The following is a 21,083-nucleotide window of genomic DNA, read 5'->3' as shown; positions in this document are numbered from 1 at the left end:
CTCTGCCGCAGGGCTGCCAATACGCCATCTTTTGCAAGAACTTGCCAGAGGAATAATCGTGGATTCTCGATTGAATGCCTTTCTTGAGCGGGCCGATGCAGTGCTCGCCCGCCTGGAGCCGTTGTTGCCCGCGCCGCGCCAAGCCATCGATTGGAATCAGTGCCTGGCCGCCCGTTGGCAGCGTGAGGGCCGCAGTGGTTTCCTGTTGCCATTGGACGTGAGCCTGGACATGCGCCTGTCCGACCTGATCGGCGTAGACAAACAACGCGAACAATTGGCCCGCAACACCCAGCAGTTCATCGATGGCCTGCCCGCCAACCATGCGCTGCTGTGGGGCTCGCGGGGTACCGGTAAATCGTCCATGGTGCGCGCCTTGCTGGCACAGCATGCCAAGGCCGGCCTGCGTTTGATCGAGATCGAGCGCGATCACCTGGCCGATCTGCCACGGGTGGTCGAGCAACTGGTCAAGCTACCGCAACGTTTCATTCTGTTCTGTGATGACCTGTCGTTCGAAGCCGGTGAGGGCGACTACCGCGTGCTCAAAAGCGTGCTGGACGGCTCGCTCGAGCAGGCGCCGGAAAATGTGTTGTTGTACGCCACCTCCAACCGTCGCCACCTGGTTCCGGAAAACCAGAGCGACAACGAGAACTGGACACGCGTGGACGGCGAACTGCACCCCAGTGAAGCGGTTGAAGACAAGATCGCCTTGTCCGACCGTTTCGGCCTGTGGCTGTCGTTCTACCCCTTTACCCAGGAGCACTTCCTGGATGTGGTGGAACACTGGATCGACGAATTGGCGAACAAGGCCGGCCTGCAGTGGCAGCGCGACGAAGCCCTCGACATCCTCGCTGTACGCTGGGCCACCGGGCGCGGCAACCGCAACGGCCGTTGCGCGTATCAATTCGCCCGTTACTGGGTGGGTCTCAAATTGCTGGAGCGTCAACCATGATCGATCTACAACAGGCCGGCACCGGCCTCGACGGCTACGCCATGCTCTGTGCGCAGCTGGAATCATTGCTGGCCGATGAGCGGGATTTCATCGCCAACAGTGCTCAGTTTTCCGCGTTCCTGTTCAATCAACTGGATGACTTGAACTGGGCCGGCTTTTACCTCAACCGCAATGAAGAACTGGTGCTCGGCCCGTTCCAGGGCCAGATTGCCTGTGTGCGTATTCCGTTCGGCCGTGGCGTATGCGGCGCCGCTGCAGCCTCTCGGCAAACTCAGCGGGTCGAGGACGTGCATGAGTTTCCCGGGCATATCGCCTGTGACAGCGCGTCGAACAGCGAACTGGTCGTGCCCTTGGTCAAGGACGGCAAGCTGATTGGCGTCCTTGACCTGGACAGCCCGTCGCTGGCGCGCTTTACCGTCCAGGACCAGGCCGGCATCGAGCAACTGGCGGCGATCTTCCTGCGCTTGACCGACTGCTGAGCCCATGAGGGGCTTCCATCGCCCCTTATTGACGCTCCAGCTCATCGAGCTGCACTTGCAGTGCCTTTTCTAGCTCAAGCATGAGCCTTTCCAGGGACTTCACACCTGCGTCGACCTGCTCACGGGCATCGCCTCGGGCACAGGCCTGTTCCAGCGTTTCGCACTGCCCCGCCAGCGCGTTCGCCTGGACGATACGGGCGGCGCCCTTGATCTTGTGGGCCTGCTCGATGATGTCCTGGAGTGGGGCTTGCCCGGCCAGCAGTCCAGCCAACTCCTGGCGATCCTGGCGACTGCTGCTTAGCAGTTCCACCAACAGCCGACGACTCATCTGCGGGTCACCGCCCGTCAGTGCCTCGAAATTGCCAAGGTCCAGGTGCAGTGTGGACGGTTGCGGCGCGATCTGTGCCAGTTGCCGCTCCAACGCGGTGAGGCTGATGGGTTTGAACAGGCAGTCGTTCATGCCAGCGTCCCGGCAACGCACCTTCTCCTCAGGCTGCGCATTGGCGGTAAACCCCAACACCACGCAGGGTGTGAGCTGTTCACGCTGCTCATACTCGCGGATCGAGCGGCTCAACTCGTAGCCATTCATGATGGGCATGTTGCAGTCGGCGATCACCAGGTCGAAGCGCTCCTGGCGCCACGCGTGGAAGCCGGCGGCACCGTGATTGGCGGCCGTGAACAGGTGGCCCAGGTACCCGAGTTGCTGGCACATCAGCAAACGGTTCGCTGGATGATCGTCCACCACCAGCACGTTGAGTACGCATGCCGTCGCCGGCGCCTGCGGCTTGAGCTCGTCCGCCGCCTGCATCGGCTGCAGGCGCATCATGTCCAGGCTGAGATGCACCTGCGTGCCCACCATCGGCACACTGCTCAAGCTCAGTTGCCCACCCATCATCGCGCAGAGGCTGCGGCATATCACCAGGCCAAGGCCAGCACCGCTGCGGGCGAGTTGTCCGGAATTGTCGGCCTGGGCAAAGGGCTCGAACAGCCGCAGCTGGTCGTCCCGGCTGATACCGATGCCGGTGTCTTCCACCACCAGCTTCATGCGGACCTGCTGGGGCAGTTCGGTGGGCTGGATTTCCACCTTGATCTTCACCTGGCCACGCTCGGTGAACTTGATGGCGTTGCTCACCAGGTTGGAGAGCACTTGCTTGAAACGCAGCGGGTCGATCAATACATCGGTGGCGTCCAGGTCGGGTTGGAAATCCAGCAGCAGGCTGAGGGTTTTCTGCCGGGCCAGCCCGTCGAACACGCGCACCACCGACTCGACGACCTCCCGCAAGTTGACGCGTTCCGGCGCCAGGCTCAGGCGTCCGGATTCGATGCGCGCGATATCGAGGATGTCGCCGATCAGCTCCAGCAAGTCCTTGGCCGAGTTGTACGCCACTTCGATGGCGGGTCGGTCGAGATGGCCCTGGTCGGCGCGCTTGAGGGTCAACTCCAGCATGCCGATGACGGCGTTCATGGGGGTGCGGATTTCATGGCTCATGGTCGCCAGGAAGGTGCTCTTGGCGCGATTGGCCTCGTCGGCACGCTCCTTGGCGGCACGAATTTCGTCGAACAACTGTCGGCGTTCACTGATGTCGATCCAGCCACCAATGATGCCCTGAACCTCGCCGACGGAGTCGCGGTACGGCAGGATCCAGTGGTAGATGGTCAGTTTCTTGCCGCTGATGTGCAGCGTGCGATCCATGATCAGTGGATTGCCCTCGGCCATCACCCGCTGGTAGTCGGCGTGATATTGCGTGGCATCGGTTTCGAGGGCATCGCTCATCTGGATCGCACTTTTGCCGATCACGTCTTCGCGCTTGACCTCGAACACCTGCAGGTAGCTGTCGTTGCAGGTCTGCAGCAGACCTTTGCGATCACGTACATAGATCGGGTGAGGGGTCTCGTTGACGAGCGCGCGCATGAATTCAAATTGATCGTTGAGCGCGCGTTCGGCCAATTTCCGGTGCTTGATCTGGCGGCGCATGTAGGCGTTCCAGGCCAGGGAAATCAGCAGCAGTGCACCGGTGCCCATGATGATGCGGGCAATCAATTGATGGTAGTTGCGCCAGTAGCTGTCGGAGGCAGCGGTGTAGCCTCGCCAACGGCTGTTGATCACCCCCAGTTCGTCGGGGGCGATGCTCAGCAGGGCTTTGTCCAGGATGGAACTGAGTTCGGTGGCGCCGCGTGAGGTTGCCAGGGCGAAAGTGGCCGGCATCGTGCCAATGCTGAAGGTGATCTGGACCTTGTCCTGCAGCACCTGCGAAGACAACAGGTAATTGGCCACGACCAAGGTATTGACCGCGCCATCCACCTGGCCCTGCACGAGCAGTTCGGCTGACCTGAACGAGTCACCGGTTTCTACCAGCTGAATATTCGGAAAGCTGTCGCGCAGGAATGTTGCCAGCGGGCTGCCTTGTGTGATTGCCAGGCGCTTGCCTTCCATTTCCTCAAGGCTGGTCGGCGCCTGGCGCTCCTTGCGCGTCAACATGACGTAGGAGTTTTCCAGGTAGGGTCGGCTGAAGTTCAACAGGGCTTCACGTTCGGCGCTGGGCACGATGGCGCCGATCATGTCGCCTTTCCCGGATTCGATCTGCGCGATCATCGCATTCACGTCACGCTCGCGCAGCACCTCGAAACGCAGGCCGGTGCGCAGGCGAACCAGTTCCAGCAGGTCGGCGGTGATCCCGCGAAAATTGCCGTCAGCGTCGAAGAAGGTCAGTGGCGCGAAGGTTTCGTTCACGATGACTTTGACGACCGGATGCTCCTTGAGCCAGCGTTCTTCGCGTTGGGTCAGTTGCAGCTTCTGGTCGGTGAGCAGGATATCGCTGCCGGCGCTCCAGCGCTTGGCGATGTTGTCCCGTTCCAGCGTGGGCACGGCCGACAGCACCGTATCGACGATATTCAGAAGAACCTGCTGCTGCCGGGCCAGGGCAAAGCTGAATCCATAGGCCTCGTGCTTGCCGAAGTTGGCCATGCGGATGTTTTTGAGATAACCCTTGTTGATCATGTAATGGGTGGAGATGGTATCGCCCAGAAACACGTCGGCCTGTTCGAATGCAACAGCATTCAGGGCGTTCTGGTAGGAGGGGTAGACCTTGATGATTGCCTTGGGATACAGCTTTTGCACCTCTGCCAGGGGCAGGTAATGGTAGACCAGGGCCAGGCGCATTCCGGCCAGGCCTTCGCTCAGGCTGCGCGTTTCGCCCTCTCGGGTGACCAGCACCGGTTGGTCCACCGCGTAAGGCTCGGACAGGACGAGATTGGGGTTGGCTGCTTCAAACCCGTTGGATGAGCCCAGCAGGTCGATATCGCCGGCTTCGAGCGCTCGAATGGCCGCCTCCCGGGTCGGGTAGCGCTGCACCTTGACCGGCAGCGCCAGGGCCTTGGCCAGCAGCCCGGCGTAATCGGCTGTGAGCCCCTCATAGTCGCGGCCGCTGGAGGTGAGGTCGAAGGGAGGGTAGTCGGGAGAGGCGGTGCCCAGCACCAGCTCGCGCTTGTTCTGCAACCACTGGCGCTGAGCTTTGTTCAGATGTGTCTCCAACTGCACGGCACCGGCGCGGCTCAATAGGGTGAAATGTTCCGGGCCTGCTTCATGGTCGGCGAGCGCGGCGGTGCTGAAGCACAAGCACGCACTCAATAAAATCAAATAGTCCTTTATACGCCTGGGCATCCGCTTTCTCACACTAGCGCGTTTCGTTTTGCCATCTCGATAAGTTCTACCAAGGATTTGGCTTGAAGTTTCTGCATGAGCCTCTTTTTGTAAGTGCTGACGGTCTTGTTGCTCAGGAACATGCCTTTGGCAATTTCCTTGTTGGTACGGCCTTGGGCAAACAGTTGTAAAACCATCAACTCCCGGTCGTTAACAGTTTTGAACAGTTCAAGTTCGTGGGTGTTCACGCCGTCGGCACTGTGGGCATTCAGTGCCTGGCTGGGGAAGTAGTTGTAGCCGGACAATACCGCGCGAATGGCACTCAGCAGTTCGCTCAGGTCACCCTCCTTGCACACATATCCGTCTGCACCCGAGCGCATGCAGCGGGTGGCGAACAGGGTAGGCGACTGGGCCGTCAGTATCAGCGTCTTCATGGGGGTGCTCATCGAGTTGAACCGGCAAAGCACTTCCAGCCCATCGAGTTTTGGAATGCCGATATCCAGGATGATCAGGTCCGGGAGGCATTCACGGACCATCTGGATGGCGTCACATCCGTTGTCCGTTTCCCCCACGACTTTGTAGCCTTCGTGTTCCAGCAACATTCGGATGGCAAGCCGTATAACGGGATGGTCATCGATAATAAAAACTGAGTTCATGATCCTGTCCGTGCAAGTGCAAATAAAGCGGGCACATTAGCTCAGAAGCGCAGACCGGAGCATGAAGGCAAGGGGCAACAAGTATAAAACAGGAATCTTCCTACAATAAAAAAGGTATCGGCTCACAGGTTGCCAAGGCTTTGTAAGTCTAACGGTGGGTGTTTAGCCAGCGCTTATGTACGCGGCACTGAATCAAGGGTTTTGCCTGGGCCGTCAGGTGGCTTTTCGTAGGACTGTCACGTTTAAATTCCTACAATGATTATCTAATTAACGGGTGTGCCAAACCCAGAAGTTCCTCTTTGTTCAGTGGCTTTGATAAATAACCGAGCAGCGGCAAGTTACGTTTCAGTGCCTGTGTATGCAATGCTGAAAGTTCATCGGCGGGCAGCCCGCTCAACAGGATGGCGCTGATGATGAAGTGCCGGCGGTTGGCAATGTCAATCAGCTCAAGCCCTGGCAGGTCAGGCAGGCATTGGTCGCACAGGAGAATATCGAACGGGGTGTGTGCCTGCGTCATCGCGCGAATGGCCTGCTCGGCGTTTTCGGCCGGGGTCAACTGGCAAAACCCGAAGCTCCTGAGCAGGCACTGGGTTGCGAGCAACTGAAAGGGATGGTCCTCCACCAACAGGATACGAAGGGGATATAGGGGCATAGGGTGCACACGATGGGTCAGGCATCAAAGAGGGGCGAGTAGGAGAGGTTCGCCCGAAGCGTGCGTGATTATTCTTTGGCTGTCTGTGCGACTTCGATCAGGCTGCTCTGTTCCCTTTGTAGGTAGATTCCTCAAGGAACAGGCAGCTTTCCCTGTCGAATCATTGCGGGCTGGAGCGCCCTGTCATTTCTCGCGCCATTTCGGTGGCATAGCTGTCGGTCATGCCGGCGATGAAGTCGATCATGCGCAGGAACGACGCATGCAACGGCCAGGCGGGATTCGGCGCGCTATTGCCCAGCAGGTCCAGGATGCGCCGGTTCTTGAACGACGGCGTACGTCCGCCATGTTGTTCCAACGCTGCGCCACAGAACGCGTTCAACAGAATTTCCAAAGTGGTGTAGGCGCCGATTTCGTGCAGCGTCTTGCGCTTGTCCTGGAAGATTTTCTTGCGCGCCATGTCCTTGGCGTCCAGCACGCAGCGCTGGGCGGGGCCGTGCATGTGCTCCACCAGGTCGCCGGGCAGGGTGCCGGCGAGCAGGGCGTCCTGTTGTTCGACAAAGGCCTGCGCCGCGGCGTTGGTCAGGTGCTCGATGGCCTTGCCGCGCAGGATGGCCAGTTTGCGGCGGCGTGAATCCTGCGCACCCAACTGGCGATAGGTCTGTGGCAGGTCATCGCCCACCAGGTTCAGCAGCAGTGACTCCACTTCGGCGTATTCGAGCAGCTCCATCTCCAGGCCGTCTTCGAGGTCGATCAAGGCGTAACAGATGTCGTCCGCGGCTTCCATCAGGTACACCAGCGGGTGACGGGCCCAGCGCTGATCCTCGATTTGCGGCAAGCCGAGCTTGTGGGCGATCTGCTCGAGGATCGGCAGTTCGCTCTGGTAGCAGCCGAACTTGTGTTTCTTGTAGCCCAGTGAATCTGCGTGGCGCGCGGTCCAGGGGTACTTGAGGTAGGTGCCCAGGGTGGCGTAGGTCAGCCGTGTGCCACCGTCGAACTGGTGGTACTCGAGCTGGGTGAGCACGCGGAAACCCTGGGCGTTGCCCTCGAAATTGAGGAAGTCATTGCGCTCGGCGCCACTCATGTCGTCCAGCCAGCCACGTCCGGCGGCCTGCTGGAACCAGTGGCGAATGGCGTCTTCGCCGGAGTGCCCGAACGGCGGATTGCCAATGTCATGGGCCAGACAGGCCGATTGCACCACCATGCCCAGGTCGCTCGGGTCGCACCAGTCGGGCAGGGCGCCGCGCAACGTTTCACCCACGCGCATGCCCAGGGAGCGGCCCACGCAGCTGACTTCCAGGGAATGGGTCAGACGGGTGTGAATATGGTCGTTGCTGGACACCGGGTGCACTTGGGTCTTGCGGCCCAGGCGGCGAAACGCACCGGAGAAGATGATGCGGTCATGGTCTTTGTGAAACGGGCTGCGGCCCAGTTCTTCAGGGCTGTGCAGGGGCTTTCCAAGACGCTCGCGGGTAAGCAGGGTGGGCCAATCCAAGGCGGGTACTCTCCGTGCGGTGAATGACCCTCCCAGCTTCCCGGTTCGGCGCGCCCCGGGCAAGCGAAAATCTACAGCCCCGCCGCGTCGATATCGATTAACAGCAAGCGCTGACCGTTATCGAAGAATTGTCCGGCAGTGAGGCAGTACTGGTTGGTAGTGGCGTCGCGATAGGTGGAAGACAGCGTCAGGCGCCGCTCCTCCCACCCTTCGGCCAGCAGGTGGTAGAAATACGGACGCCACGACCAGTTGTGGCCCAGGTAACGGCTGTCGGCCTGCCAGGCGTCCTGGCGCCACTCGAAATTCGGCGTCAGCTGGGTGCCGTGTCGGTCGCACTGGTAAAACCGCAGCAGCCACGGGAAGGCAGGGAGTTGGGGCAACTGGCTCAGCGGGGCCTGGGCTTGGGCCCAGGTCTGCAGGATGTTCATCAACTCAGCCAATTGCTGGCGCAGTTGCATGATGCGTCCGCGCTCCCCCAGTTTCTGCTGGACATAGGCTTTGCGTAGCCGGTCAAAATGCGGCACGAACGCATCGGCGGCGAACCAGTCGAGTTCCGCCTGGGCGAACAGGTAGCCCTGCACATAGCGCGAACCGCATTCCAGGGCGAAGCTCAGTTGCGCTTCGGTTTCAACGCCTTCGGCAATGATCCAGCAACCGGTTTTCTCGGCCATCTGTGCCAGCGCCCGCACCACCTCACTGCTGGGCCCGCCACGGGCGGCGTCCTGAAACAAGCGCATGTCCAATTTGAGGATATCCGGCTGCAGGGCCAGTACCCGGTCGAGCTGCGAGTAACCGGCGCCGAAATCATCGATGGCAATCCTCGCGCCGGCCTCGCGGTAGCGTGCCACCACGTCGGCCAAGCGGCGGATATCGCCGCCCAGCTCGGTGATTTCGAAGACGATGCGCTGCGGGTCGACGCCATGGTTGTGGATCTGTTTCAGGCTCGGCAAGGCTTGGCCCGGCCGTAGGCGGTTGATCCAGCGGGGCGAGATGTTCAGGCTCAGGAACCAGTCTTCCGGCGTCTCGTGCAGACGGCTCAGCGCATTCTCGCGAATCAGCCGGTCGAGGCGGCGCAAGGTCACCCCGGGCGTGCGTGGATCGGCAAACAGCGGGCCTACCGACTGCAAGCGGCCGTCCGCCTGGCGCAGGCGGCCCAGTGCCTCGACGCCGGCGATACGGCCGGTGGCGGTGTCGATAAAGGGCTGGAAGCAGGCGAGCGGTTGCCCGTCGATCACGGGGCCTCCTTAGTGGAACGGTGGCGAAAAAAAGGCCCGACCCTCGAAAACGGGGATCGAGCCGATTCTGTTAGCAAGAATGCAGCCAGCAGGCTCAACGTTTGCGCGAAGAACCCTGCATGGCCAACTTGATCAACGGGATCAAGCCTGCACCCAGTCGTACCAGGCGCGTCACGCTGCTGATGCCGCCGCCCTTGGCGCCTTTGCCGGTGAAAAAGCCCATCAGCGTCACGGCAGCCACACCCCACAGCGGTGCATGCTTGATGCCCAGGCCGTCTTGCCAGCTCTGTCCGAGGTTGCGCACCTTGGTCAGGGGCAACACCAATTGCTGGGATTCGTGACGTATTTCCTGGCGGTGCATTTCCATGCGCAGGCGGATCAACGCCTTGCGCATTTCCCGCCGCGAGGTGGTTTTTGGCACTTCAGTCAGGCTCATGGCAGCAGGCGCTCCCGATCATTGGCCAGCTCTTCGAGCGTGGCATGGAACGGCGTGGACTCATCGAACACCGCGGCTTTCAGGCGCACCCCGCAGAAGGCTGCGGCCAGGCTGTAGAAGACACAGAGGCAGATGATTCCGGTCAGGCGGTAGCCGGTGTCCCACACCAAGATCATCACCAGCGTCGACAACCCCACCAGCAACAGCAGCGCAAATACCAGCGCAAGGCCGGCAAACAGCAGCAGGCTGACGGTGCGAGCCTTTTGCTCTTGCAATTCGATACCAAACAACTCGACGTGGCTGTGCAGCAAGCCCAGCACGGCCGCGCCAAGACGACGGGAAGTTGTACCCGTGGACGAGCCTGTTTCGCCGATAGACATAATTAGCGCCTTGTGGCCAACAGGCCGATCAGAAAGCCCACGCCGGCGGCGATGCCGACCGACTGCCAAGGGTTGGCCTGCACGTAATCTTCAGTGGCGGTGACCGCCGCCTGGCCGCGTTCGCGCAAGGAATCTTCGGTCAGTTGCAGGGTTTCGCGGGCCTTGAGCAGGCTCTCGTGAATCTTGCTGCGCAGTTCATCGGCCTGGTCACCGGCGAGGTTGGTGGTGTCGTCCAGCAACTGCTCGGTGTCCCTGACCAAGGCTTGAAAATCCGCCATCAGTATTTCTTGCGCAGTCTTTGCCGTTCTTCTGGCCATGGTTATCTCCGTGATTGGCTGATCGTTACTTGTGGTTTCGAGTCACCGGCTTCGGTGAAGGTTCAGTGCAATTGTCTGGTACAGCTTTTGCTTTGCCTTGGTGCGCACGCCCCGGGGCTTGCGCTGAATCCGGGCGGTCGGGCAGGAAGCCTCGAAAAACCTTACCCTAAATAACTGAAACTCGCGGAAAAACCCTGTCGGCAACGGCCTGTTGTATTGATCGCTGCGCTAAGGCGGTTCACGCCTCCTGAAGAGGGGTGGAGCCGCAGGTACCAATTTAGTGCGCGAAATCCAGGCTTGAACCGCTTTGGTGCTTTTTGCCTTTAATGCAGGCCTGCCAACCTCCATGGAAAATTTGCAAAGTGCAGTGGACACCCTCGTCCACAGTTCCAACACCCTGTTTATCCTGATCGGTGCAGTCATGGTGCTGGCCATGCACGCCGGCTTCGCGTTCTTGGAAGTCGGCACAGTGCGTCAGAAAAACCAGGTCAACGCCTTGTCGAAGATCCTCAGCGACTTCGCCATCTCCACCCTGGCTTATTTCTTTATAGGCTACTGGATCTCCTACGGCGTGAACTTCATGCAACCGGCGGCAGTGATCAGCGCCGACCATGGTTACGGCCTGGTGAAGTTCTTTTTCCTGTTGACCTTCGCGGCGGCGATCCCGGCGATCATTTCCGGCGGTATCGCCGAACGGGCGCGGTTTGTTCCGCAATTGTGCGCCACCGCCTTGATCGTGGCGTTTATCTACCCGTTCTTCGAAGGCATGGTGTGGAACGGCAACTTCGGCCTGCAAGCCTGGCTGCTTGCGACCTTTGGTGCCAGCTTCCATGATTTTGCCGGGTCCGTGGTGGTGCACGCCATGGGCGGCTGGCTGGCGCTGGCAGCGGTGTTGCTGCTCGGGCCGCGTAACGGCCGATACCGTGACGGCCGATTAGTGGCCTTCGCGCCGTCGAGTATTCCATTCCTGGCGTTGGGCTCGTGGATCCTGATCGTCGGCTGGTTCGGCTTCAACGTGATGAGCGCGCAAACCCTGAACGGTGTCAGCGGCCTGGTGGCGGTCAACTCGCTGATGGCGATGGTCGGCGGCACCGTTGCGGCATTGATCATCGGCCGCAACGACCCGGGCTTCCTGCACAACGGCCCGCTGGCCGGGTTGGTGGCGATCTGCGCCGGTTCCGACCTGATGCACCCGGTGGGCGCACTGGTCACGGGCGTGATCGCCGGTGGCTTGTTCGTGTGGTGCTTCATTGCTGCCCAGGATCGCTGGAAGATCGATGACGTGCTCGGCGTCTGGCCCCTGCATGGCCTGTGCGGCGTGTGGGGCGGGATCGCCTGTGGCATTTTCGGCCAGACCGCGCTGGGTGGCCTGGGCGGTGTGAGCCTGGCCAGTCAGTTGATCGGCACGGCCCTTGGCGTGATCGTCGCGCTGGGCGGTGGCCTGTTGGTCTACGGCGTGATCAAGCGCGTGTGCGGGCTGCGTTTGAGCCAGGAAGAGGAGTATTACGGCGCAGACCTGTCGATCCACAAGATCGGCGCGGTCAGCCAGGATTAGCGACTCGCCACCGGCAAGGGGCGGGCATAGAATAATGGCCTACTTTCGATAAGGTCACTGCCCATGCCTCCCGAGTGCCAGTTGTTCACCACCCTGGGCTGCCATCTGTGCGAACTTGCCGAAGCCGAAATCATGCCGTTGGTCGAACATGGCCTGTTGGTGGAGTTGGTGGATATCGCCGATTCCGAAGCCCTGTTCGAAGCCTACGGCCTAAGGATTCCGGTGCTTCGACGGGTAGATACCGGGGCGGAACTGGGCTGGCCGTTCGACACTGAACAGGTGGTCGCCTTCCTGCTCTAGCCTTTGCACGATGGCGAGTTTCCAAATATTAAGTTACTGTATGTTTGTACAGCGATTGAATAGAGGGAACGCCCGTGGTGAATGTTGAACAATTGAAAAGCAGCGTCAATCGCATGACCGCCGACGTCGTGCGCGACGCGGTGAACGAGCTGCGCCTCGATGGCCTGGTCACGGAAGGCAAGACGCCATTCAACAAAGTGCATTTCAACACCTGCTTTGCGGAGATCGAGGCATTGTTCCAGCGCGCCGGTTACCACAAGCAGTTGGATGTGGTGGGTTACCAGGGCTTGATGTACGCACTTTACGATCCGGGCCGCTGGGAGGCGGTGGACGTACTGCGCTGGCTCAAGGAATTCACCGACGCCGCCAGCGCCTCGCCGATCCTGCGCAGCCAGTTGGCGAAGGCCTGAGATTCGCCCTAGGCTCGATCCCGCTCCATGCGGGATAATGCCCGCCTGTTTCCCCAAGGCACTGGCACCTGCATGTCCACTTCCGTTTTTGTTGCGTCCGAACACCAAGCCAGTACGTTGTATTTACCTCCTGGCCCTTGGGCGACGGTGCTCGACTGCCTGTGCGAGCACTTCCCGGCGATCGGCCGTGAGCACTGGCTGGACCGCATTGCCCGTGGCCGCGTGCTGGATATCAACGGCAGCCCCATTGCCCTGGACCTGGCCTACAGGGAAGGCCTGTGCATCTATTACTTTCGCGAGGTGCCGAACGAGAAGGTCATCCCTGTGCAGGAGACCATTCTCTACGCGGATGAACATCTGGTCGTCGCCGATAAGCCGCACTTCCTGCCCGTCACGCCGGCCGGTGAATACGTCGAGCAAACCTTGCTGCGCCGCCTGATCCGCCGCCTCGACAACCCTGCGCTGGTGCCCCTGCATCGCATCGACCGGCACACGGCGGGGTTGGTGCTGTTTTCGGCCAATCCAGCCACGCGTTCGGCGTATCAGCAGCTGTTTCCCACCCGCAAGATCGATAAGTACTACGAGGCTATCGCCCCGGCCCTGCCTGGGCTGACGTTCCCGCTGGTGCATAAAAGCCGCCTGGTGGACGGCGAGCCGTTCTTTCGCATGCAGGAAGGCCCGGGCACGAGCAACACTGAAACGGCCGTGGAAGTGCGGGAAAAACAAGGGGATCTCTGGCGCTATGGCCTGTTCCCGGTGACCGGCAAAAAGCACCAGTTGCGCGTACATATGACGGCGCTCGGCGCGAGTATCTGCAACGATCCGTTCTACCCCGACGTGATCAAGGACGCCGTGGACGACTACGCCAACCCGCTCAAGCTGTTGGCCCAGGGCGTGCGTTTTATCGACCCGGTGACGGGCGAAGAACGCCGTTTCCACAGCCGCATCACGCTCGACTGGTAAACCCCGGAAACGACAAGGCCCGCACGGGGCGGGCCTTGGGTGCAAGCCGTGAGGCTTACAGGTCTTTGACGGTGCGGACCTGATCCTTGTTGATGCGGGTGCGCTTGCCGTCCAGTTGTTCGAACTCGTAGAAGCCCGAATCTTCGTTGTATTTAGGGGTGTCGACGGCCTGGATTTCACGACCGTCATTCAGGGTGATCACTGTTGGCGAGGCGCAACCGGCGAGGGTGGCGAGGCCCAGTGCAAGCATGAAAGCGGCGATGGTCCGTTGAGTCATGGGTGTTGTCTCCAAAAGAATTCTTTTTAAGTGCTGACCTTGTGACGCGCGAGGCGCCGACAAAGTTCCTTGTGCGAGGTTCATTCTGACACGCCCGACCTTGGGTGCAACAGCTCTGGCGTATTCAGGTTGGCCAGGCGCGGATCATCCGCCGGGCACTCCAGGCCAATGCCGCCCAGTTGCAGGAAGATCCGGCGGGGGCTGCGCTCGCCAGCGTCCCAGGCGCGTTCCACATCGTTGCGCAGGTAGGTGGGGATCACGCAAATCAGCGGTTCCCAGAACTCGCCATGGCGCACCATCACGGGCAAACGTGGGTTGAGTTGCGCCGTCTGGCGCAGGTCGGCGAGCAGTCTTGCGTCAACCAGCGGCACATCGCACGGCAGTATCAGCAGGTGCTCGTGCCGCGCGGCGCCAAGGCCGGCACGGATGCCGGCGAGTGGGCCGGGGAAGTCCGGGCTGTCGTCGCTCACCAGTTGGTCGGCATAGGCGGCGTACTGCTGCAGGTTGCGGTTGCACGAGATGATCAGGTCGTCGGTCAACGGTCGCACCCGTGCATGCAAATGGCTGATCAGCGGCTGACCGCGCCACGCCAGCAGGCCTTTGTCCTGACCGCCCATGCGCTGGCCGCGTCCTCCGGACAACAACAGCACCGAACAGGGCAGGGGGGGTGAGTCGATGGGCATGGCAGTTCCGCAGCGGCAGTCAAAGGGGGGGCTGTGATATAACATCGGGCTGTTCCTTCGACAACCGGACCGTGCCATGAAAGCCAAGGCAGATGCGCCCTTCGTACCCCTGAATATCGCTGTACTGACCGTCAGTGACACCCGCACCCTCGACACCGACACCTCGGGCCAGGTCTTCGTCGACCGCCTCACCGCCGCCGGTCACCACCTGGCCGAGCGCGTGCTGCTCAAGGACGACCTCTACAAGATCCGCGCCCAGGTGGCCCACTGGATCGCCGAAGACGTGGTGCAAGTGGTGCTGATCACCGGCGGCACCGGCTTCACCGGCCGCGACAGCACGCCTGAAGCCGTGAGTTGCCTGCTGGACAAGCAGGTCGATGGCTTTGGCGAATTGTTCCGCCAGATCTCCGTGGCCGACATCGGCACCTCTACCGTGCAATCGCGCGCCCTGGCCGGCCTGGCCAATGGCACCCTGGTGTGCTGCCTGCCGGGTTCCACCAACGCGGTGCGCACCGGCTGGGACGGCATTCTCGGCGAGCAGCTCGACAACCGTCATCGCCCGTGCAATTTCGTCCCGCATCTAAAACAGGCCGCACCCTGTGAATCCCGTGGGTAAGCCTGGCAAGACCGGCACCCTGATGCCGGTGGAGCAAGCGCTGCAACAGCTGCTGGACCTCGCCGACGCCGCGCCGATTCGCGAGCAGCAAGCGCTGCCCTTGGCCGACTGCGACGGCCGCGTGCTGGCGCAAGACCTGGTCTCCAGCCTCGATCTGCCGCCCTGGCCCAACAGCGCCATGGACGGCTATGCCCTGCGCCTGGCGGACTGGACCGGCGAGCCGCTGGTCGTCAGCCAGCGTATCTTCGCCGGCCAGGCACCGCTGCCTCTGGCCGCCGGCACCTGTGCGCGCATCTTCACGGGCGCGCCGGTGCCCGCAGGCGCCGATTGCGTGGAAATGCAGGAAAATGCCGTGGTCCACGCCGACGAGCGCGTGGGTTTTACCGAGGCCTTGCACGTCGGCCAGAACATCCGCCCCCAGGGCCAGGAAACCACGGTCGGCGACTTGGTCCTGACCGCGGGCACGCGCTTGGGACCCATCGAGCTGGGGCTGGCCGCCTCACTTGGCCGTGAACAGCTCAACGTAATTCGCCGCCCGCGGGTGGCGGTGTTGTCCACCGGCGACGAGTTGATCGAGCCCGGCTTGCCCTTGGGCCCGGGTCAGATCTACAACAGCAACCGCCGTGTGCTGTGCTCGTGGCTGGCGCGCATGGGCTGCGAGGTGATCGACGCCGGCATCCTGCCCGATGACCTGGAACAGACGCGCGCACGCCTGGCGGGGTTGGGCGACGTTGACCTGATCCTCTCCACAGGCGGCGTGTCTGTAGGCGAGGCGGATTTCCTCGGCATCGCCCTGCGTGAAGAGGGCGAATTGGCGCTGTGGAAACTGGCGATCAAACCCGGCAAGCCGCTCACGTTCGGTCACTTGCGGGGTGTGCCGGTGATCGGCCTGCCGGGTAACCCGGCCTCGACCCTGGTGACCTTTGCGTTGTTGGCGCGGCCCTACCTGCTGCGCCGCCAAGGGGTGCAGAACGTTGCACCGTTGCGCTTCGAGGTACCCGTAGGGTTCGAGTGGCCAAAACCCGGCAACCGCCGTGAGTACCTGCGCGGGCGCATCGAGCAGGGCAAGGCGATCATCTACCGCAACCAGAGCTCCGGCGTGCTGCGCAGCGCGGCGTGGGCCGAGGGCTTCGTGGAAGTGCTGGAAGGCACGACGCTGGGGCCGGGCGACCGGGTCAATTTCATCCCGCTGAGCGAAGTCCTGAACTGATCACCCCTCTGCAGGCGCCCGTAAATCGGCGCCTGCAGTGTGCAGCATCGGCGGGGCCTGATCAGGAAAAGTCCTATCAGTAAAACCTGGCAGTGGCATTAAGTTGCCAAGTCCTGATCGACTCGAGGACCGCACATGCCTATCCCCGCCACACCCCCCAGCCCCACCGCTGCAACGCCTGCGCAACAACCGGGCTTGCCAATCAGCTCCAGTAACGCCCGCAGCGTGTTACAGGTCTTGATCAACAGGCCGCCTGGCGACAACACCTTCCGCGAGCGCCTTGACTGCATGCGCGCCGACCCGAGCATTACCTCCTGGCAGGCATTGACCCGCGACCCGGCGCGTTTGCATCGCCTGCAAGACAATGAACGCATGGCCTGGAGCAACCCGGCCGGCGTCGACAAAAGCCTGATGCCCCTGGCCCAGGCCCTGAGGCAGAAAGATGTCTGGCTGCCCGAGGTGGAGAGCCTCAACGGGAACATCCTGACCAACCTCACCACCCAGATGGCCGACACCTACCTCACGCAATTCAAGTCCATCCTCCAGAATCCGTCCCCGGCACGGGCGAGCGATGTCTCGATTGTTCGCGGTGCGCCCTCGGCGGGCAAGACCACTTTTCTCAAAGGCCAGTTCGCGCTCAATACCGATGCGGTCAAAAACATGCTCCAGGACCGTATGCCGGGTACGAGCATGTTGCAGGTCCATGATCAGGGGGCGGCGTTGGTCCAGCAATTTTCAGGCGCAATGGAAAAGCGCCTGGCGCAGCCGCTGACAAGGGATGCGCTGTACCTGTGGCCCAATGATTTCAAGAGCAAGATGGCGGATGTGGAGAAGCTGTCAGACGCCCCTCGGTTGCGCTTTCACGATATCCAGGTGGACCTCGCCACCTTGTGCTGTCGGATTCTCAAGCGCGGCACGGATGAGGCAGTGATGAACTTCGATGTACTGAGCCAGTTTTATACGGCAGGCCTGGAGCATCGGGGCACCAGTGTCGAGTCGGTCAAGGGCAGCGGCAGTGCGCTCAAGGAATACTCGCTGTCGGAATGGGACGGCAGCCGTAACGTGCCCGTGGCCAAGCGGGCCGCTGGCTCGAAGGATTTCGTGATCCAGGACCCGGTACGCTTCAACAAGGTCACCACGTGGGACAAGCAGTCAGCCCAGGCGGAAGTGAATCGGGTGCGGGGCACGCGGATCGATGCGCCGTTCATCGACCGCTTCACGGCGCCGCTTCCAGCGGCACAGGCGGCGGCATTTCGGGAAGCGTTGGGCGCCTATACGGGCCTGACCTTCGAAGAGGCTCTGAAACAACATGCCCAGCGCAAACCTGTCGTCACCTCGCTGGGGGCAAGGGTGCTGGCCGGGGTAGTGCCCGGTTGATTCAGTAGTCGTCGCCGCGCGCCGTGACGTCGCGTTCAACGGGCCCGGCATCCGGGTCGTGCCCGATCGGGAACTTGCCCTTCAGCGTCCAGGCAAACGCGATGATCTCCGCCACGGTGCGGTACAACTCTTCGGGAATGCTGTCACCCAGCTCCATGCGCGCCAGCAGTTTTACCAGCTCGGCGTTTTCATAGATCGGCACTTCATGTTCCCGTGCCAGCTTGAGGATCGCTTCGGCCAAGGCATCATCGCCCTTGGCCGACAGGGTCGGTGCCTGGTGGCCGTCGTACTTGAGGGCAATCGCCTGGCGCGGTAGGCTCGGGTTTTTCATGCGGTTTCGTCCACCCAGCGTTGCTCCAGTCCGGTTTTCGGGCCACGCGGCGGGGTGCCGAGGTGGCAGTCGAGGTCGCCGACGTTGATGCCCGAGCTCACCAGGCGTTCGCGCAGGGTGCCCAGGTGGCTTTCGATCAAGCTGGCGGTGAAGGCCCGCGCCGCCCACAGCTGGCTGGACAACTTGCCCTGGCTCAGTTGCGCCTGCACCTGCAATGGCCCGAGCGGGTCCATATCGAAGGCCAGCTCTACGCGCCAGAGCATCTGCTTGGGGTCCTTGCGCTCCTTGCGGTCGGGCTGGTCCTTGTCTGGCGCAGGCTCCTCGCGCTGGAACTTGACCTGCAGCGGCACGATGTCCTGCAAGGTGCGCAGGGGGATTTCCAGTTGCCAGGTGGTCTGCAGGCGGCCATCGGCGGTGGTGCCGGTTTGCTCCAGGCTCGACAGTTGATGGCTCTGCAACCGCGAGATGGCACCGGCGGCCAGGCGCAGCAGATTTTCCAGGTCGCCTTCACCTTCCAGTTTCGCCATCAGCCGTTCGGGCAGGGGGAAACTTGCGGGTGTCTGCCGGGCGCTGACTTGGCCCAGCGTATTCAGCGGGCTGCGTACAAAGTTGGGCAGCACGTGCGCCAGCGTATTGGCAGCGAGGATGGCATTCAGGTTGGTGCTGGCGGGCAGGGCGGGCAGCAAGTCGGCGACCAGGCGCAAGAGGGCGCCTTTCATGTCCAGCGGTGGAACCCCAGGGTTCTGCCCGGCGAGCAGTTTGGCCTCCAGGAAGGCGCCGCTGTTTTGCACCACTTGCGCGAGCACTTTGGGATTGCTGACCTGGGCCAGGTCCGGCAATGCCGCCAGTAAACGATCGGCGGCGCTGCGCAGTTCGGCGGAGGTGCTTTCGTTGCGCGGCAGGTTCTGCAAGGCCGTGAACACCGCATCCAGCGAGCCTTGGCGGCTTTGCTGGGTGGCGAGTTGCTGGGTGACGGCCAGTTGATCCTTGAGCCCGCTCAGCGGCACGAAATTGAGGGTCTGCGCGTCCTGCACCACGGCGCTGAGCAAGCTGCCAACCCGCAGCGGTTGCGGACTTTCCAGCGTCAGCGTCGCATTGGCCAGGGCGTTATTGAGCACCGTCACCAGTGAGCGGTAGAGGGCCGGTTGCGCCGTGCCCTGGGGCAACATCTGGGTGGTCAACACCTTGGCCTGCAACAGCGTGCCGATAGGGATTTTGGCGGTATCGATGCGGGTGAGGGCGGCCACATTGGCGCTTAACGCCTGTTGCAGGCTCAGGGTCAGGTTGCCGGCGGGCGTCTGGCTCACCGCGACGTTGCTGCCCAGTGGCAAGGGCTGGGCGCTGCTGGCCTGCACCAGGGTCTGGCGGCCGCCTTCCAGGGTCAGCTTGAGCAGCAGCTGGAAGGCTTCACCGCCTTGCTTGAGGGCAATCACCTCCGCATTCACGGTTTTCCCCGGCGTGATCAAGCCAATCTGTGGCTCCAGCAGTTTCAGCAATTCTCCGGCGGCAGGCGCAGGGCTGGGCCCGGTGGCCGGGGCCGGTGGAAGCACAGGAAGGTTGATCTCGCCGGTCATCGTTCACGCCGTCTTGAAGGAAATTGCCCTCTTTAGAGTAGGGCATCGCATGTATAATGCCGCCCGTCTGCAAAGAGAGCGCGCAAAACCTCACAACTATTTGATCCAGCTCTCTAAAATCGGTCGCCAAAGCCGTTATTGTGCATCTCTCTTTAACGGCCGCTGCACCGCCGACTTGAACCGTAAAGGCCCGCGATCTTTTGACCAGCCCTCTTCTTGAAGCCGTAGCGCTCTCCTGTGAACGCGACCTGCGCCTGCTGTTCGAACACCTCGAACTGCGGCTGGCGGGCGGCGACATGGTGCAGATCAGCGGCCCCAACGGCAGCGGCAAGACCAGCTTGCTGCGCCTGCTGGCCGGGTTGATGCAGCCGACGGCCGGCGAAGTTCGACTCAATGGCAAACCCTTGGCTGAACAACGCACTGAACTGGCGCGCAACCTCGTGTGGATCGGCCACGCTGCCGGCATCAAGGACGTGCTCACCGCCGAGGAAAACCTCAGTTGGCTCAGCGCCCTGCATCATCCTGCATCCCGCGATGCGATCTGGCAGGCCCTGGCCGCCGTCGGCCTCAAGGGTTTTGAAGACGTGCCGTGCCACACCCTGTCCGCCGGCCAGCAGCGCCGCGTGGCCCTCGCGCGTTTGTATCTGCCGGGGCCGCCGCTGTGGATTCTCGACGAACCCTTCACCGCCCTCGACAAACAAGGTGTTGCCCAGTTGGAAGAGCACCTGGCTCGACATTGCGAACAGGGCGGCCTGGTCGTCCTCACCACCCACCACAGCCTGACACGCACGCCCATCGGTTACCGCGATCTTGATCTGGGCCGGTGGCCGGCATGAGTGTCTTTGCCCTGTTGGTTGCCCGCGAAGCACGGCTGTTGTGCCGTCGCCCGGCCGAACTGGCCAACCCGCTGGTGTTCTTCGCCATCGTGATCGCGCTGTTCCCGTTGGCGGTGGGCCCCGAGACTAAACTGTTGCAAACCTTGTCCCCAGGTTTGGTGTGGGTGGCTGCGTTGTTGTCGGTGCTGCTGTCACTGGACGGGCTGTTTCGCAGTGATTTCGAAGACGGTTCCCTCGAACAGTGGGTCCTTTCGTCACACCCGTTGCCCCTTCTGGTATTGGCCAAAGTGCTGGCACACTGGGCGTTTTCCGGGCTCGCGCTGGTCTTGCTCTCGCCGCTTCTGGCGATGATGCTGGGCCTGCCCGTCGAGTGCCTGCCGATCCTCCTGCTGAGCCTGTTGCTCGGCACGCCGGTCCTGAGCCTGCTGGGCGCTGTGGGCGCGGCGTTGACCGTGGGACTGAAACGCGGAGGCCTGTTGCTGGCCCTGTTGATCCTGCCTTTGTATATTCCGGTGTTGATCCTGGGCAGCGGCGCCTTGCAAGCCGCGCTCATGGGCATGCCGGCGACTGGCTACCTTCTGTGGCTGGGCAGCCTGACCGCCCTGGCGATAACCCTGACACCGTTTGCTATAGCCGCCGGCCTGAAGATCAGCGTCGGCGAATAATGAGGTCTGGCCGACTACCCTTGGCCAGTAAAGACCCTGAGCGGCTTGCA

23 protein-coding genes are annotated in these 21,083 nt (G+C 61.9%); 11 read left to right on the top strand and 12 right to left on the bottom strand.

Annotation, left to right across the window (positions count from 1 at the left end; all coding sequences use genetic code 11):
- The first annotated feature begins 58 nt into the window (after positions 1 to 58).
- Positions 59 to 949, top strand: a complete 891-nt coding sequence (locus tag CQ041_RS08190) for an ATP-binding protein (protein ID WP_105522311.1) — start codon at positions 59 to 61, stop codon at positions 947 to 949.
- Positions 946 to 1,428 carry a GAF domain-containing protein gene (locus CQ041_RS08185; protein ID WP_105522310.1) on the top strand — a complete coding sequence of 161 codons (483 nt, stop codon included), beginning with the start codon at positions 946 to 948 and terminating at the stop codon, positions 1,426 to 1,428. Before CQ041_RS08190 ends, CQ041_RS08185 begins: the two co-directional genes overlap by 4 nt.
- Positions 1,429 to 1,453: 25 nt before the next feature.
- Here the strand turns inward: CQ041_RS08185 and CQ041_RS08180 are convergent, their stop codons facing one another.
- The 8 genes from CQ041_RS08180 to CQ041_RS08145 all read right to left on the bottom strand — a co-directional run bounded on the left by CQ041_RS08180 (position 1,454) and on the right by CQ041_RS08145 (position 10,236).
- Positions 1,454 to 5,089 (bottom strand): transporter substrate-binding domain-containing protein, encoded by a 3,636-nt coding sequence (locus CQ041_RS08180; protein WP_105522309.1) that lies wholly within the window; start codon positions 5,087 to 5,089, stop codon positions 1,454 to 1,456.
- A gap of 8 nt (positions 5,090 to 5,097) precedes the next feature.
- On the bottom strand, positions 5,098 to 5,724 hold the full coding sequence (locus CQ041_RS08175; RefSeq protein WP_105522308.1) for a response regulator transcription factor: 627 nt from the start codon (positions 5,722 to 5,724) through the stop codon (positions 5,098 to 5,100).
- 259 nt (positions 5,725 to 5,983) lie between these two features.
- Positions 5,984 to 6,376 carry a response regulator gene (locus CQ041_RS08170; RefSeq protein ID WP_105522307.1) on the bottom strand — a complete coding sequence of 131 codons (393 nt, stop codon included), beginning with the start codon at positions 6,374 to 6,376 and terminating at the stop codon, positions 5,984 to 5,986.
- A gap of 160 nt (positions 6,377 to 6,536) precedes the next feature.
- Positions 6,537 to 7,868, bottom strand: a complete 1,332-nt coding sequence (locus CQ041_RS08165) for a deoxyguanosinetriphosphate triphosphohydrolase (protein WP_105522306.1) — start codon at positions 7,866 to 7,868, stop codon at positions 6,537 to 6,539.
- 71 nt (positions 7,869 to 7,939) lie between these two features.
- Entirely contained in the window at positions 7,940 to 9,103 is a 1,164-nt protein-coding gene (locus CQ041_RS08160) for an EAL domain-containing protein (protein ID WP_105522305.1), read from the bottom strand.
- 94 nt (positions 9,104 to 9,197) lie between these two features.
- Positions 9,198 to 9,539 carry a hypothetical protein gene (locus tag CQ041_RS08155; protein ID WP_105522304.1) on the bottom strand — a complete coding sequence of 114 codons (342 nt, stop codon included), beginning with the start codon at positions 9,537 to 9,539 and terminating at the stop codon, positions 9,198 to 9,200.
- Positions 9,536 to 9,919 (bottom strand): phage holin family protein, encoded by a 384-nt coding sequence (locus CQ041_RS08150; protein WP_012723020.1) that lies wholly within the window; start codon positions 9,917 to 9,919, stop codon positions 9,536 to 9,538. The genes CQ041_RS08155 and CQ041_RS08150 overlap by 4 nt, the downstream gene beginning before the upstream one ends.
- Before the next feature lie 2 nt (positions 9,920 to 9,921).
- A complete protein-coding gene (locus CQ041_RS08145) occupies positions 9,922 to 10,236 on the bottom strand; it encodes a YqjD family protein (RefSeq protein WP_105522303.1) in 315 nt (104 codons plus the stop codon).
- Between the two features lie 346 nt (positions 10,237 to 10,582).
- Between CQ041_RS08145 and CQ041_RS08140 the strand changes: the two genes are divergently transcribed.
- The 4 genes from CQ041_RS08140 to CQ041_RS08125 all read left to right on the top strand — a co-directional run bounded on the left by CQ041_RS08140 (position 10,583) and on the right by CQ041_RS08125 (position 13,464).
- Entirely contained in the window at positions 10,583 to 11,791 is a 1,209-nt protein-coding gene (locus CQ041_RS08140) for an ammonium transporter (protein WP_105522579.1), read from the top strand.
- 63 nt (positions 11,792 to 11,854) lie between these two features.
- Positions 11,855 to 12,091, top strand: coding sequence for a glutaredoxin family protein (locus CQ041_RS08135; protein WP_105522302.1), 237 nt, complete (start codon positions 11,855 to 11,857; stop codon positions 12,089 to 12,091).
- Between the two features lie 74 nt (positions 12,092 to 12,165).
- On the top strand, positions 12,166 to 12,501 hold the full coding sequence (locus CQ041_RS08130; RefSeq protein WP_105522301.1) for a transcriptional regulator: 336 nt from the start codon (positions 12,166 to 12,168) through the stop codon (positions 12,499 to 12,501).
- Positions 12,502 to 12,573: 72 nt separating this feature from the next.
- Complete coding sequence (locus CQ041_RS08125) at positions 12,574 to 13,464, top strand: pseudouridine synthase (RefSeq protein WP_105522578.1); 891 nt, start codon at positions 12,574 to 12,576, stop codon at positions 13,462 to 13,464.
- A 55-nt stretch (positions 13,465 to 13,519) separates the two neighbouring features.
- On the opposite strand, the gene CQ041_RS08120 is transcribed toward CQ041_RS08125, so the two are convergent.
- Both CQ041_RS08120 and mobA read right to left on the bottom strand, forming a co-directional pair.
- Positions 13,520 to 13,741, bottom strand: a complete 222-nt coding sequence (locus CQ041_RS08120) for a YgdI/YgdR family lipoprotein (protein ID WP_065877956.1) — start codon at positions 13,739 to 13,741, stop codon at positions 13,520 to 13,522.
- Positions 13,742 to 13,821: 80 nt separating this feature from the next.
- Entirely contained in the window at positions 13,822 to 14,424 is a 603-nt protein-coding gene (mobA, locus tag CQ041_RS08115) for a molybdenum cofactor guanylyltransferase MobA (protein WP_105522300.1), read from the bottom strand.
- A 76-nt stretch (positions 14,425 to 14,500) separates the two neighbouring features.
- On the opposite strand from mobA, the gene moaB reads away from it, so the two are divergent.
- From moaB to CQ041_RS08100, 3 genes are all read left to right on the top strand, one after another.
- Positions 14,501 to 15,040: a molybdenum cofactor biosynthesis protein B gene (gene moaB, locus CQ041_RS08110; RefSeq protein WP_105522299.1), complete on the top strand. Its 540-nt coding sequence runs from the start codon at positions 14,501 to 14,503 to the stop codon at positions 15,038 to 15,040.
- A complete protein-coding gene (gene glp / locus CQ041_RS08105; RefSeq protein WP_105522298.1) occupies positions 15,024 to 16,250 on the top strand; it encodes a gephyrin-like molybdotransferase Glp in 1,227 nt (408 codons plus the stop codon). Before moaB ends, glp begins: the two co-directional genes overlap by 17 nt.
- A 135-nt stretch (positions 16,251 to 16,385) precedes the next feature.
- Complete coding sequence (locus CQ041_RS08100; RefSeq protein ID WP_105522297.1) at positions 16,386 to 17,627, top strand: hypothetical protein; 1,242 nt, start codon at positions 16,386 to 16,388, stop codon at positions 17,625 to 17,627.
- Between the two features lies 1 nt (position 17,628).
- Here the strand turns inward: CQ041_RS08100 and CQ041_RS08095 are convergent, their stop codons facing one another.
- Positions 17,629 to 17,958, bottom strand: a complete 330-nt coding sequence (locus CQ041_RS08095) for an EscU/YscU/HrcU family type III secretion system export apparatus switch protein (RefSeq protein WP_105522296.1) — start codon at positions 17,956 to 17,958, stop codon at positions 17,629 to 17,631.
- Positions 17,955 to 19,532 (bottom strand): flagellar hook-length control protein FliK, encoded by a 1,578-nt coding sequence (locus tag CQ041_RS08090; protein WP_105522295.1) that lies wholly within the window; start codon positions 19,530 to 19,532, stop codon positions 17,955 to 17,957. The genes CQ041_RS08095 and CQ041_RS08090 overlap by 4 nt, the downstream gene beginning before the upstream one ends.
- Positions 19,533 to 19,732: 200 nt before the next feature.
- Between CQ041_RS08090 and ccmA the strand changes: the two genes are divergently transcribed.
- Positions 19,733 to 20,368, top strand: a complete 636-nt coding sequence (gene ccmA / locus CQ041_RS08085; protein ID WP_105522294.1) for a cytochrome c biogenesis heme-transporting ATPase CcmA — start codon at positions 19,733 to 19,735, stop codon at positions 20,366 to 20,368.
- Positions 20,365 to 21,033 carry a heme exporter protein CcmB gene (gene ccmB, locus CQ041_RS08080; protein ID WP_105522577.1) on the top strand — a complete coding sequence of 223 codons (669 nt, stop codon included), beginning with the start codon at positions 20,365 to 20,367 and terminating at the stop codon, positions 21,031 to 21,033. Before ccmA ends, ccmB begins: the two co-directional genes overlap by 4 nt.
- Positions 21,034 to 21,083: the final 50 nt, after the last annotated feature.

Source organism: Pseudomonas sp. MYb60, from assembly GCF_002979555.1.
Taxonomy (GTDB): Bacteria; Pseudomonadota; Gammaproteobacteria; order Pseudomonadales; family Pseudomonadaceae; genus Aquipseudomonas.
The sequence above is the reverse complement of the archived record's forward strand: the minus strand, read 5'-3'. Positions and strand labels throughout refer to the sequence as shown.

Bases quoted from the DNA above. Each gene is read 5' to 3' on its own strand.
- CQ041_RS08170 (WP_105522307.1), bottom strand. From the start codon at position 6,376: ATGCCCCTATATCCCCTTCGTATCCTGTTGGTGGAGGACCATCCCTTT.
- CQ041_RS08175 (WP_105522308.1), bottom strand. From the start codon at position 5,724: ATGAACTCAGTTTTTATTATCGATGACCATCCCGTTATACGGCTTGCC.
- CQ041_RS08145 (WP_105522303.1), bottom strand. From the start codon at position 10,236: ATGGCCAGAAGAACGGCAAAGACTGCGCAAGAAATACTGATGGCGGAT.
- CQ041_RS08150 (WP_012723020.1), bottom strand. From the start codon at position 9,919: ATGTCTATCGGCGAAACAGGCTCGTCCACGGGTACAACTTCCCGTCGT.
- CQ041_RS08095 (WP_105522296.1), bottom strand. From the start codon at position 17,958: ATGAAAAACCCGAGCCTACCGCGCCAGGCGATTGCCCTCAAGTACGAC.
- CQ041_RS08100 (WP_105522297.1), top strand. From the start codon at position 16,386: ATGCCTATCCCCGCCACACCCCCCAGCCCCACCGCTGCAACGCCTGCG.
- CQ041_RS08090 (WP_105522295.1), bottom strand. From the start codon at position 19,532: ATGACCGGCGAGATCAACCTTCCTGTGCTTCCACCGGCCCCGGCCACC.
- CQ041_RS08185 (WP_105522310.1), top strand. From the start codon at position 946: ATGATCGATCTACAACAGGCCGGCACCGGCCTCGACGGCTACGCCATG.
- CQ041_RS08180 (WP_105522309.1), bottom strand. From the start codon at position 5,089: ATGCCCAGGCGTATAAAGGACTATTTGATTTTATTGAGTGCGTGCTTG.
- CQ041_RS08155 (WP_105522304.1), bottom strand. From the start codon at position 9,539: ATGAGCCTGACTGAAGTGCCAAAAACCACCTCGCGGCGGGAAATGCGC.
- CQ041_RS08125 (WP_105522578.1), top strand. From the start codon at position 12,574: ATGTCCACTTCCGTTTTTGTTGCGTCCGAACACCAAGCCAGTACGTTG.
- CQ041_RS08135 (WP_105522302.1), top strand. From the start codon at position 11,855: ATGCCTCCCGAGTGCCAGTTGTTCACCACCCTGGGCTGCCATCTGTGC.
- CQ041_RS08140 (WP_105522579.1), top strand. From the start codon at position 10,583: ATGGAAAATTTGCAAAGTGCAGTGGACACCCTCGTCCACAGTTCCAAC.
- mobA (WP_105522300.1), bottom strand. From the start codon at position 14,424: ATGCCCATCGACTCACCCCCCCTGCCCTGTTCGGTGCTGTTGTTGTCC.
- moaB (WP_105522299.1), top strand. From the start codon at position 14,501: ATGAAAGCCAAGGCAGATGCGCCCTTCGTACCCCTGAATATCGCTGTA.
- CQ041_RS08120 (WP_065877956.1), bottom strand. From the start codon at position 13,741: ATGACTCAACGGACCATCGCCGCTTTCATGCTTGCACTGGGCCTCGCC.
- ccmB (WP_105522577.1), top strand. From the start codon at position 20,365: ATGAGTGTCTTTGCCCTGTTGGTTGCCCGCGAAGCACGGCTGTTGTGC.